At 56.5% G+C, this 11,444-nt stretch carries 10 protein-coding genes and 1 rRNA gene (1 of these 11 only partly in view); 8 read left to right on the top strand and 3 right to left on the bottom strand.

Translation table 11 applies throughout. The annotated features are described in order from the left end of the window. From ACYZT2_RS01855 to ACYZT2_RS01845, 3 genes are all read right to left on the bottom strand, one after another. Positions 1 to 728 (bottom strand): 16S ribosomal RNA (locus ACYZT2_RS01855); it reaches 811 nt to the left of the window's first position. Between the two features lie 645 nt (positions 729 to 1,373). Then, positions 1,374 to 2,594, bottom strand: a complete 1,221-nt coding sequence (locus tag ACYZT2_RS01850) for a CaiB/BaiF CoA transferase family protein (protein WP_461969651.1) — start codon at positions 2,592 to 2,594, stop codon at positions 1,374 to 1,376. A 13-nt stretch (positions 2,595 to 2,607) separates the two neighbouring features. After that, entirely contained in the window at positions 2,608 to 3,789 is a 1,182-nt protein-coding gene (locus ACYZT2_RS01845; RefSeq protein WP_030129615.1) for an acyl-CoA dehydrogenase, read from the bottom strand. Between the two features lie 158 nt (positions 3,790 to 3,947). Here ACYZT2_RS01845 and ACYZT2_RS01840 point away from each other — a divergent pair, with 158 nt between their 5' ends. From ACYZT2_RS01840 to ACYZT2_RS01805, 8 genes are all read left to right on the top strand, one after another. Continuing rightward, positions 3,948 to 4,847, top strand: coding sequence for a LysR family transcriptional regulator (locus ACYZT2_RS01840; RefSeq protein ID WP_461969648.1), 900 nt, complete (start codon positions 3,948 to 3,950; stop codon positions 4,845 to 4,847). Positions 4,848 to 5,281: 434 nt separating this feature from the next. Beyond that, on the top strand, positions 5,282 to 6,403 hold the full coding sequence (locus ACYZT2_RS01835; protein WP_461969646.1) for a Re/Si-specific NAD(P)(+) transhydrogenase subunit alpha: 1,122 nt from the start codon (positions 5,282 to 5,284) through the stop codon (positions 6,401 to 6,403). Positions 6,404 to 6,418: 15 nt separating this feature from the next. Beyond that, positions 6,419 to 6,742, top strand: a complete 324-nt coding sequence (locus ACYZT2_RS01830) for an NAD(P) transhydrogenase subunit alpha part 2 (RefSeq protein WP_003187010.1) — start codon at positions 6,419 to 6,421, stop codon at positions 6,740 to 6,742. After that, positions 6,742 to 8,178: an NAD(P)(+) transhydrogenase (Re/Si-specific) subunit beta gene (locus tag ACYZT2_RS01825; protein WP_461969644.1), complete on the top strand. Its 1,437-nt coding sequence runs from the start codon at positions 6,742 to 6,744 to the stop codon at positions 8,176 to 8,178. Before ACYZT2_RS01830 ends, ACYZT2_RS01825 begins: the two co-directional genes overlap by 1 nt. Before the next feature lie 189 nt (positions 8,179 to 8,367). Further along, positions 8,368 to 9,861, top strand: a complete 1,494-nt coding sequence (locus ACYZT2_RS01820; RefSeq protein ID WP_461969642.1) for an acetyl-CoA hydrolase/transferase family protein — start codon at positions 8,368 to 8,370, stop codon at positions 9,859 to 9,861. Between the two features lie 319 nt (positions 9,862 to 10,180). Further along, entirely contained in the window at positions 10,181 to 10,396 is a 216-nt protein-coding gene (locus ACYZT2_RS01815) for a DUF1127 domain-containing protein (protein WP_253554367.1), read from the top strand. Positions 10,397 to 10,700: 304 nt separating this feature from the next. Then, on the top strand, positions 10,701 to 11,018 hold the full coding sequence (locus tag ACYZT2_RS01810) for a DUF2388 domain-containing protein (protein WP_461969640.1): 318 nt from the start codon (positions 10,701 to 10,703) through the stop codon (positions 11,016 to 11,018). Positions 11,019 to 11,125: 107 nt separating this feature from the next. After that, the gene (locus tag ACYZT2_RS01805) at positions 11,126 to 11,443 is read left to right on the top strand and encodes a DUF2388 domain-containing protein (protein WP_461969638.1); all 318 of its coding nucleotides are present in this window, start codon (positions 11,126 to 11,128) and stop codon (positions 11,441 to 11,443) included. The last annotated feature ends 1 nt before the right edge of the window (position 11,444 follow it).

Genomic DNA, 11,444 nt, shown 5'->3' with positions numbered 1-11,444 from the left:
GCCTTCGCCACTGGTGTTCCTTCCTATATCTACGCATTTCACCGCTACACAGGAAATTCCACCACCCTCTACCATACTCTAGCTCGTCAGTTTTGAATGCAGTTCCCAGGTTGAGCCCGGGGATTTCACATCCAACTTAACGAACCACCTACGCGCGCTTTACGCCCAGTAATTCCGATTAACGCTTGCACCCTCTGTATTACCGCGGCTGCTGGCACAGAGTTAGCCGGTGCTTATTCTGTCGGTAACGTCAAAACAGATACGTATTAGGTAACTGCCCTTCCTCCCAACTTAAAGTGCTTTACAATCCGAAGACCTTCTTCACACACGCGGCATGGCTGGATCAGGCTTTCGCCCATTGTCCAATATTCCCCACTGCTGCCTCCCGTAGGAGTCTGGACCGTGTCTCAGTTCCAGTGTGACTGATCATCCTCTCAGACCAGTTACGGATCGTCGCCTTGGTGAGCCATTACCTCACCAACTAGCTAATCCGACCTAGGCTCATCTGATAGCGCAAGGCCCGAAGGTCCCCTGCTTTCTCCCGTAGGACGTATGCGGTATTAGCGTCCGTTTCCGAGCGTTATCCCCCACTACCAGGCAGATTCCTAGGCATTACTCACCCGTCCGCCGCTCGCCACCAGGTACAAGTACCCGTGCTGCCGCTCGACTTGCATGTGTTAGGCCTGCCGCCAGCGTTCAATCTGAGCCATGATCAAACTCTTCAGTTCAAACATCTTTGGGTTTTTAAGAAACCCTAAACTTGGCTCAGCAATCGTTGGTTACATCTTTGATTTCTCGCGGAGTAACTTGTGATGCTGATAATCTTGTTGACTATCAGTCTGACTCCACAAGCACCCACACGAATTGCTTGATTCAGTTGTTAAAGAGCGGTTGGTTAAGATCTTTCGTCTCAACCGAGGCGCGCATTCTACAGCAGCCTCTGTTGCTGTCAAGCGGTTATTTTCAGAAGTTTTCAAGGTTTTCCTCAACAACTTCAACCACTTGCGCTTTCGATCTCTCGTTAGCGGGAGGCGAATTCTACAGCGTTACTCGCTGCTGTCAACACCTCTTTTTCTCCACTTTCGACCGAGAAGATCGAACCGTCAAAAGAGCCAAACAACACCGCCCTTTCAACTCCTTCTGGCTTCGATGAACTGAAGCGTAACCGCTGTCGAAAACTGCGTAACTCTTTGTTTACCAAGGAGTTTTCCGTTTCGACTGCGCCGGAAGTGGGGCGAATTATAGACTTCCAGAATCTGCCGTCAACCCCTGATTACGCTTTTCTATCAATAACTTGCAGAAAGCCTGAAAACTGCACATTTCCTTCTATATAGGGAAAGCAAAACTAGCCCTGCTATATATAGAAGGAATGCTCATAGCACTCCAGACGCCTTGAACCCAGCAACGACGCCAGCATCCAGACCCAACACCCGCTGCAGAACCTCCAGCGTGTGCTCACCCAACAAAGGAGGCGCACTACGGTACTCCACCGGAGTCTCGGACAGACGTATCGGGCTCGCCACCTGCGGCACCATCCCGGCCAAAGCATGAGGCAGCTCAATGGCCAACCCACGCGCCTGAACCTGAGGATCGGCAAACATCTGAGCCAGATCATTGATCGGTCCGCATGGCACGCCTGCCTGCTCCAACTGCGCCACCCATTCGGCAGTAGTCTTGAACACGGTCGCCTGGCGGATCAGCGGAATCAATACTGCTCGGTTAGCCACCCGCAATTTGTTGGTCGCAAAACGTGGATCATCCGCCCACTGCGGCTGACCAGCCACCTGCGCAAACTTGCGGAACTGCCCATCGTTTCCCACGGTGAGGATGAAATCACCATCGGCCGTAGGAAAGTCCTGATAAGGCACGATATTCGGGTGAGCGTTGCCCAGGCGTTTAGGCGCAACGCCTGTAGTCAGGTAGTTCATCGCCTGATTGGCCAGACAAGCCACCTGAACATCCAGCAATGCCATGTCTATATGCTGACCGCCACCGCCCTGATCCCGATGAGCCAAGGCCGCCAGGATCGCTACCGTTGAATAGAGCCCGGTCAAAATATCTGTCAGCGCCACACCGACTTTCACCGGGCCCGCACCTTCATCTCCTTCGGGACGACCGGTCAAACTCATCAGACCGCCCAAGCCTTGGATCATGAAGTCATAACCCGCACGCTTGGCATACGGCCCGGTCTGACCGAAGCCGGTGATCGAGCAATAGATCAGCTTCGGATTAATCGCCTTGAGCGACTCATAGTCCAACCCATAAGCCGCCAGGCCACCGACCTTGAAGTTTTCAATGAGGATGTCAGACTTCGCCGCGAGCTCACGCACGATCTGCTGCCCCTCTGGCCGCGTGAAGTCGATAGTCACTGATTGCTTGTTGCGGTTGGCGGACAAGTAATAGGCCGCCTCGCTGGTGTTCTCGCCATAAGCATCTTTAAGGAACGGAGGCCCCCAGGCGCGCGTGTCATCGCCATTGCCCGGGCGCTCGACCTTGATGACTTCGGCGCCAAGGTCCGCCAGGATCTGCCCGGCCCAAGGCCCGGCAAGCACCCGCGATAAATCCAGTACCCGTAGATGCGAAAGCGCGCCCATGGCCGTTCTCCTATTAATAGAACGCCTGGATGCCGGTCTGCGCGCGACCGAGGATCAGCGCGTGGACGTCATGCGTACCTTCATAGGTATTCACCACTTCCAGGTTGACCAGGTGCCGAGCGACACCGAACTCATCGGAGATGCCGTTACCACCCAGCATGTCGCGCGCCATGCGAGCAATGTCCAGGGACTTGCCACAGGAGTTGCGCTTCATCATCGAAGTAATCTCGACGGCAGCCGTGCCTTCATCCTTCATACGACCCAGACGCAGGCAGCCTTGCAGCGCCAGAGTGATCTCGGTCTGCATGTCAGCCAGCTTCTTCTGGATCAACTGCGTGGCCGCCAATGGACGACCAAACTGCTTACGATCCAGGGTGTACTGACGAGCGGTGTGCCAGCAAAACTCGGCAGCGCCCAGTGCGCCCCAGGAGATGCCGTAACGTGCCGAGTTAAGACAGGTAAAAGGACCTTTCAAACCACGGACATCCGGGAAGATGTTCTCTTCAGGGACAAACACGTTGTCCATGACGATCTCGCCGGTGATGGATGCACGCAAGCCAACCTTGCCGTGAATGGCCGGAGCGCTCAGACCTTTCCAGCCCTTCTCCAGAACAAAACCACGAATGTCGCCCGCGTCGTCCTTGCCCCAAACCACGAACACATCGGCGATCGGGCTGTTGGTGATCCACATTTTGCTGCCGGTGAGGCTGTAGCCGCCTTCCACTTTGCGTGCACGAGTAATCATCGCGCCCGGGTCGGAACCATGGTCAGGCTCGGTCAGACCAAAGCAACCGATCCACTCACCCGAGGCCAGCTTCGGCAGGTATTTCTGCTTCTGTGCTTCGGTGCCGAATTCGTTGATCGGCACCATGACCAGCGAGGACTGCACGCTCATCATCGAGCGATAGCCGGAGTCGACACGCTCGACCTCACGGGCAATCAGACCGTAGCTGACGTAGTTAAGGCCGCTGCCACCGTACTGCTCAGGAATCGTCGCACCCAACAGACCCACTTCACCCATCTCGCGAAAGATCGCCGGATCGGTCTTCTCATGGCGGAAAGCTTCGAGAACGCGCGGAGCGAGCTTCTGCTGAGCGAATTGCTGAGCCGTGTCGCGAATCATGCGTTCTTCTTCAGTGAGCTGTTGATCCAGCAGCAGGGGATCGATCCAGTTGAAGCTAGCTTTACCGCCCATGAGTGAGTCCTCTCGAATCGGGTCAAATAACGTGGACCGATCCTAGGCCGGGTTCGGCTTCACGACAAACGAGGATTTTGCATACTGTTGTGCTAATTTCTCACTCCGTAACGTCGCAAAAATAGCTTATATGCGATGTATTAGTGAGGTTGACGTACATGCGCAGGAAGATCCCCAGCACTACCGCCCTGATCAGCTTTGAAGCTGCAGCGCGCCACGAGAGCTTTACCAAAGCCGCCCAGGAACTTTCCCTCACACAGGGAGCGATTTGCCGACAGATCGCCAGCCTTGAGGAGTTCCTCAGCGTCGAACTATTCCGACGCTCCCGGCGCGGAGTGAAGCTGACGGAGGCCGGACTTTCCTACAGCCGCCGAGTGGCCACCCAGCTCGACGCGGTTGAACGCGATACCTTGTCAGTGATGGGCCAGCAAGGCGCCAACGTGATCGAGCTGGCGGTGGTGCCAACCTTCGGTACTCAATGGCTGCTGCCACGGCTCAAGGACTTTCAGCACAAACACCCGGAAGTGACGGTTAACCTCACCAACCGCACCCGCCCCTTCCTGTTTGCCGACACCGAATTCGATGCCGCGATCTATTTCGGCGACGCCGACTGGTCGGGTACCGAATCCCACAGGCTAATGGGCGAAAATCCGATGCCAGTGTGCAGCCCCACGTTACTGGGAAGAAAAACCAACCTGAGCCCCAGTGAAATCGCCGAACTGCCCCTGCTCCAGCAGACCACACGCCCTTACGCCTGGCGCCAATGGTTCAACTCTCAAAACCTGAATATCCCGCGAGACATGACAGGGCCGCGTTACGAGCTATTCTCCATGCTTGCTCAAGCGGCGATGCACGATATGGGGATCGCGCTGATTCCACCTTTCCTGATTCAACGCGAATTGGCAGAGAAGCGCCTGGTGATTGCTAACGCCCAGGCACTGTCGAGCATCAAGGCCTATTACCTGATGATTCCCGAGCGAAAGGTCGAATCTGCGTCTTTAAGGGCATTTCGCGATTGGCTGGTTAATCAGGCACAAAGCTACAGCCTAGAAGGATAAAGGCTCCACCTTATAAGCTGACCCCGTAGTCAGGAAGACAAAAGCACTACAGATATAAGTATTTGTCGCATATTGGCAGACTGTACCGAGGAGTAGCACAAACGTCCTACAAAGGCCTGAGTACGTGGCCTTGAGCCTCTATTGGCAGGCAATGACGCCTCATTCACCGTGCCGATGTGTAAATTCTTGAATTTTGGACAGAATCCTCACAAGCCGCGGCCTGCAAGGGATTGCACCGATCAGTGCGACATTCGGTCACGGGGTGACTTGTAGTTAATTTTCCGTCACCCGTCATAATCCCTTGAAGGGCACAAAGTTCGCCTGCAAAATGCCGCGCCCCGCCCTGATTTGGTGGGATCGTGCTGATCGGCCGCCCCAGACGCACCATCCGAAGTGCTTGGGTTTACTCAATAAGATCACGCAGGAGATTTGACGTGCACATTGGTGTTCCTCTCGAAACCCAGACGGGTGAAACACGGGTTGCTGCAACCCCGGAAACCATCAAGAAGCTGATCGGCCAGGGTCATAAAGTCACTGTGCAAAGCGGCGCCGGTATTAACGCCAGCGTTGTCGACAGTGCTTATGAAGCGGCAGGCGCGACCATTGGCAGTGCCAATGATGCCTTTGGCGCAGAGCTGATTCTCAAGGTGGTTGCCCCCAGTGACAGTGAGCTGACGCTGATAAAGAGCGGCACCGTTGTGGTGGGTATGCTCAATCCGTTCAGCAATGAAACCATCGCAAAGATGGCCGAGTGCGGTATTACCGCGTTTGCGCTGGAAGCCGCGCCGCGCACCTCCCGCGCCCAGAGCCTGGATGTGCTGTCGTCCCAGGCGAACATCGCCGGCTATAAAGCCGTGTTGCTGGCCGCTCACCACTATCCACGCTTCATGCCGATGCTGATGACTGCTGCGGGCACCGTGAAAGCGGCGCGCGTGCTGATTCTCGGCGCTGGCGTAGCCGGTTTGCAGGCGATTGCCACGGCGAAACGTCTGGGAGCAGTCATCGAAGCGTCCGACGTGCGTCCTGCCGTGAAGGAACAGATCGAATCCCTGGGTGCGAAATTCGTCGATGTGCCGTACGAAACCGATGAAGAGCGCGAATGCGCAGTCGGTGTCGGCGGTTACGCACGCCCCATGCCGGCCAGCTGGATGCAGCGCCAGGCCTTGGCCGTGCACGAACGCGCCAAGCAGGCTGACATCGTCATTACTACTGCGCTGATCCCGGGCCGCAAGGCGCCGACGCTGCTGAGCGCCGAAACCGTGGCGCAGATGAAGCCAGGCTCCGTGGTCATCGACCTCGCGGCAGCTCAGGGCGGCAACTGCCCGCTGACCGTCGCCGATCAGGTGGTCATCGAAAATGGCGTGACCATTTGCGGCCCGACCAATCTGGCCGGCGCGGTCGCGGCAGACGCTTCGGCACTGTACGCGCGCAACCTGCTGGACTTCCTGAAGCTGGTCTTCAACAAAGAAGGCCAGTTTGAAGTGAACCTCGAAGACGACATCGTCGCCGCGTGCCTGATGTGCCGCGACGGCCAAGTCATCCGCAAAAACGCCTAAGCAGGGATTCAGACGATGGAAGAGCTTATCTCCCCCGGTATCTACAACCTGATCATCTTCGTGCTGGCGATTTATGTCGGTTATCACGTGGTGTGGAACGTTACACCTGCACTTCACACGCCATTGATGGCGGTGACTAACGCCATTTCGGCGATTGTGATCGTCGGCGCCATGCTGGCGGCAGCTTTGACCGTGACCCCACTGGGCAAGACCATGGGCACCCTGGCGGTGGCTTTGGCGGCAGTGAACGTGTTCGGTGGTTTCCTCGTGACACGCAGAATGCTTGAGATGTTCAAGAAAAAAGCCCCGAAAGCCGTAAAAGAAGAGGCGCCCAAGTAATGAGCATGAATCTGGTAACGACGCTCTACCTGATCGCGTCGATCTGCTTCATCCAGGCCCTAAAAGGTCTGTCGCACCCAACCACGTCGCGGCGCGGCAATGTCTACGGCATGCTCGGTATGGCGTTGGCGATCCTCACTACAGTGGGCCTCATCTATAAGCTAGGGGCAGAGCTCGCTACTGCCGGCATCGGTTACGTCATTATCGGTCTGTTGGTCGGCGGCACCGCCGGTTCGATCATGGCCAAGCGCGTTGAAATGACCAAGATGCCGGAACTGGTCGCCTTCATGCACAGCATGATCGGTATGGCTGCAGTGTTCATCGCTATTGCAGCGGTGGTCGAGCCGCAGTCTTTGGGCATCGTTAAACAGCTGGGTGATTCGATTCCGGCGGGCAACCGTATGGAGCTGTTCCTTGGCGCTGCCATCGGTGCAATTACCTTCTCCGGTTCGGTGATTGCGTTCGGCAAGCTGTCGGGCAAGTACAAGTTCCGCCTGTTCCAAGGCGCACCAGTACAGTTCAGCGGTCAGCACAAGCTGAATCTGCTGCTGGGTCTGGCGACGCTGGCACTGGGCATCACCTTCATGCTGACCGGCAATCTCAGCGCGTTTGCTCTGATGCTGGCCCTGGCCTTCGTGATGGGCGTGTTGATCATCATCCCGATCGGCGGCGCAGACATGCCCGTGGTGGTGTCGATGCTCAACAGTTACTCCGGCTGGGCCGCAGCAGGTATCGGCTTCTCGCTGAACAACTCGATGTTGATCATTGCCGGCTCGCTGGTCGGTTCGTCCGGTGCGATCCTCTCGTACATTATGTGCAAGGCGATGAACCGTTCGTTCTTCAACGTATTGCTCGGCGGTTTCGGCAACACAGCAGACGCCGCTGGCCCGGCAGGCTCGAAAGAAGCCCGCCCGGTGAAATCCGGTTCGGCTGACGACGCCACCTTCCTGCTGACCAACGCCGACACGGTGATCATCGTTCCGGGCTATGGCCTGGCGGTGGCCCGCGCGCAGCACGCATTGAAAGAGCTGACCGAGAAGCTGACCCACCGCGGCGTGACCGTGAAGTATGCGATTCACCCGGTTGCGGGTCGGATGCCTGGCCACATGAACGTATTGCTGGCCGAGGCCGAAGTGCCTTACGACCAGGTGTTCGAGATGGAAGACATCAACTCCGAGTTTGGTCAGGCCGACGTGGTGTTGGTGCTCGGCGCCAACGACGTGGTCAACCCGGCCGCCAAGAACGACCCGAAATCGCCGATTGCCGGCATGCCGATTCTCGAAGCGTTCAAAGCCAAGACCATCATCGTCAACAAGCGCTCAATGGCCAGCGGCTATGCCGGTCTGGACAACGAGCTGTTCTACCTGGACAAGACCATGATGGTTTTCGGCGACGCCAAAAAAGTCATCGAAGACATGGTTAAAGCCGTCGAGTAAACCCTTCGGCAACCTGAACGCCCTGACTCGTCGGGGCGTTTTTGTTTGTGGCTGTTACCGATCCGGTAAAGGTGTTTTGTCTGAAAGGCCCAGAATAGACACCTCGAATGCGACCTTGGTAGCGGGACGGGCGAGGCTCAAATTCACTAGACTGCGCACCTTGCTTTCCGTTGCCCGAGATAACAATCCATGTACCGTGACCGTATTCGCTTGCCTTCATTGTTGGACAAGGTGATGAGCGCCGCCGACGCTGCCGCTCTGATTCAGGACGGCATGACCGTCGGCATGAGCGGCTTTACCCGAGCCGGCGAAGCCAAGGCCGTGCCTCATGCCCTGGCCGAGCGTGCCAAGGTCGCGCCGCTGAAAATCACCCTGATGACCGGTGCCAGCCTGGGCAACGACCTCGACAAACAATTGACTGAAGCTGGCGTACTGTCGCGACGCATGCCGTTCCAGGTGGACAGCACCCTGCGCAAGGCGATCAATGCTGGCGAAGTCATGTTCATCGACCAGCACCTGTCGGAAACCGTAGAGCAACTGCGTAACCAACAACTCAAGCTACCGGACATCGCGGTGATCGAAGCCGTGGCAATCACCGAGCAGGGCCATATCGTACCGACCACCTCGGTAGGCAACTCGGCCAGCTTCGCGATTTTCGCCAAGCACGTGATCGTCGAGATAAACCTGGCTCACAACCCGAATCTCGAAGGTCTGCACGACATCTATATCCCGACCTACCGGCCGACCCGCACGCCTATTCCGCTGGTGAAGGTCGACGACCGCATCGGTAGCACCGCGATCCCGATACCGCCCGAAAAAATCGTCGCAATCGTGATCACTAATCAGCCTGACTCGCCGTCCACTGTCTTGCCGCCGGACAGCGACACACAGGCCATCGCTGATCACCTGATTGATTTCTTCAAACAAGAAGTGGCTGCCGGGCGCATGACCAACAAACTCGGCCCACTGCAAGCCGGTATCGGCACCATCGCCAATTCGGTGATGTGCGGCTTGATCGACTCGCCGTTCGAAGACCTGACCATGTACTCCGAAGTGCTGCAGGATTCGACTTTCGATCTGATCGACGCTGGCAAGCTGAGCTTTGCTTCGGGCAGTTCGATCACTCTGTCGAGCCGGCGCAATGCCGATGTATTCGGGAACCTGGAGCACTATAAGGACAAGCTGGTGCTGCGCCCCCAGGAAATCTCGAACCATCCCGAAGTGGTGCGGCGCTTGGGCATTATTGGCGTCAACACTGCGCTGGAGTTCGACCTGTACGGCAACGTCAACTCCACCCACGTCTGCGGCACGCGAATGATGAATGGCATCGGCGGCTCCGGCGATTTCGCGCGCAATGCGCACCTGGCGATCTTTGTCACCAAGTCGATTGCCAAGGGCGGCGCGATTTCCAGCGTGGTCCCCATGGTCAGCCACGTCGACCACACAGAACATGACGTCGACATTCTCGTGACCGAGATAGGTTTGGCCGACCTGCGTGGCCTGGCACCGCGTGAGCGCGCCCGGGTCATCATCGACAACTGCGTTCACCCGGACTATCGCCCAGCCTTGAATGACTACTTCACTGCCGCTTGCGCAGTTGGCGGTCACACCCCGCACATCCTTCGCGACGCCCTGAGTTGGCACATTAACCTGGAAGAAACCGGGCGCATGCTGGCGGTGTAGTTGATACAGATGGCAGCTGACGCAAACACAGTTTCGTCAGCTCGCGGTGATAAGACTCCACGCCGTAAAAAACTGTACTGCTGTACCGGTCTTTTCCTACGGTATTTTCCTGCCTTTTGCGTTGAATTGAGTAATAATGCACCTAATTAGTGCGAACAAGTACAGTTGCCTCAATTTAGACCAGTACAGCGCCTTTTAACAGTTAACTGGTCTCTCACAATACAGGTGAACTGTATCTACAGAGAGTGGCCAAACGAGAGGATCATTGGCATCAGTTAAACCACTACCTAATCCCGCCATAAGCGGAAGGATGTCAACCATGGAACGTACACTCAGTTCCGAACTGTTCTTCGAAGACAAAGCTGTAAACACCCAGGCTTCCATGCCTCTGCGCGTTCTCGCCAACCTGATGCTGTGGCAGCGCCGCATCTCCAGCCGCCATCAATTGGCTCGTCTGGATTCGCGTCTGCTGGCTGACGCAGGGATTAGCGAAGCACAGCGCTACGAAGAGCTGAGCAAGCCGTTCTGGCGCTAAGTTAGCGTCGCTGGCCCTGATTCTCCGGATCCACCGCCAGCAACCCGAATCGAACAAACAAAACCCGTCGTGGGAAACCACGACGGGTTTTGTCGTTTTGGAGCTTCGTATTGAGTCGTACAAAGGGAGGCAATCATCAATAGGTACAATTTTAAAATAACCTATATTCAACCAATACAGTTTTATTGGACTGTTCTAATCGATGTACACAAGCCTAATATCCAGACAGAACGTGGCGAACGCTTTACGACAGGCGTCTGATCCTGCGCCACCTCTAAACCGGTCTATCCAAAGGAGCTATCCCATGTCCCGTCTACGTCTGCTCAGTGCTGCCGCCCTGCTTGTCGTGGCTGCCAATTCCCACGCCACCAGCTTTATCGTGACCACCGATTCCATTGTTGGTGGGCTGAAGTCCTCCTCCGACGCTACTTCGGACATCTCGTCTTCCTTTCGCGATGACAAAATCGTCCGTGCTGCTCGTGACGATGCCGCCAGTTTCGTCGCCAGTGAAGGCGCCATTCGTGGTGTGAAACTGGAAAGCGCTCTTGACCATATCCGCCAACAGACTCCACAACTGAATGCGACCGACGCACAGCTGGCCCAGGCCATCCTGACGATTTAAGCGACAGCTCTGACGTGGGACACGCCCGTCGTGTCCCCATGTTTCGGCACTGGCTCTAGCCCGGGCATTGCGCTAGCCTTGGGACTCGCTTTCAGCTATCGAGTCTCATGCGTTTTCTTTCAAGTCTTTCGATCACTGCGGTTTTTCTTGCGGCTTGCTGGTCGGGTTCGGCCCATGCCTTCGATGCTTTCAACCTGTCTACGCAAGGCACCGTGGCCAGTGGTTATGCCACCAGCATGGTGACCTCCGCGCCCTTCGACCATAAGCTGCTGATCGCCGCCCGGGATGACGCTGCCGCGTTCATTGCCAGTGACGGCCAACTGCGAGGAGCGCAACTGGAGGCCGCCTTGATTTACCTGCGTCGGACCCAGCCAAAACTTCATGCCAGCGACCTTGAACTGGCACAGGCAATTCTCGTCCAATAGT

It is taken from the genome of Pseudomonas sp. MDT1-85 (genome assembly GCF_054898065.1).
The sequence above is the reverse complement of the archived record's forward strand: the minus strand, read 5'-3'. Positions and strand labels throughout refer to the sequence as shown.

What these genes read in the sequence shown, in the direction of transcription:
- ACYZT2_RS01850 (WP_461969651.1), bottom strand. Translation starts at nt 2,594, where the DNA reads ATGGGCGCGCTTTCGCATCTACGGGTACTGGATTTATCGCGGGTGCTT.
- ACYZT2_RS01845 (WP_030129615.1), bottom strand. Translation starts at nt 3,789, where the DNA reads ATGGGCGGTAAAGCTAGCTTCAACTGGATCGATCCCCTGCTGCTGGAT.
- ACYZT2_RS01840 (WP_461969648.1), top strand. Translation starts at nt 3,948, where the DNA reads ATGCGCAGGAAGATCCCCAGCACTACCGCCCTGATCAGCTTTGAAGCT.
- ACYZT2_RS01830 (WP_003187010.1), top strand. Translation starts at nt 6,419, where the DNA reads ATGGAAGAGCTTATCTCCCCCGGTATCTACAACCTGATCATCTTCGTG.
- ACYZT2_RS01825 (WP_461969644.1), top strand. Translation starts at nt 6,742, where the DNA reads ATGAGCATGAATCTGGTAACGACGCTCTACCTGATCGCGTCGATCTGC.
- ACYZT2_RS01820 (WP_461969642.1), top strand. Translation starts at nt 8,368, where the DNA reads ATGTACCGTGACCGTATTCGCTTGCCTTCATTGTTGGACAAGGTGATG.
- ACYZT2_RS01815 (WP_253554367.1), top strand. Translation starts at nt 10,181, where the DNA reads ATGGAACGTACACTCAGTTCCGAACTGTTCTTCGAAGACAAAGCTGTA.
- ACYZT2_RS01810 (WP_461969640.1), top strand. Translation starts at nt 10,701, where the DNA reads ATGTCCCGTCTACGTCTGCTCAGTGCTGCCGCCCTGCTTGTCGTGGCT.
- ACYZT2_RS01805 (WP_461969638.1), top strand. Translation starts at nt 11,126, where the DNA reads ATGCGTTTTCTTTCAAGTCTTTCGATCACTGCGGTTTTTCTTGCGGCT.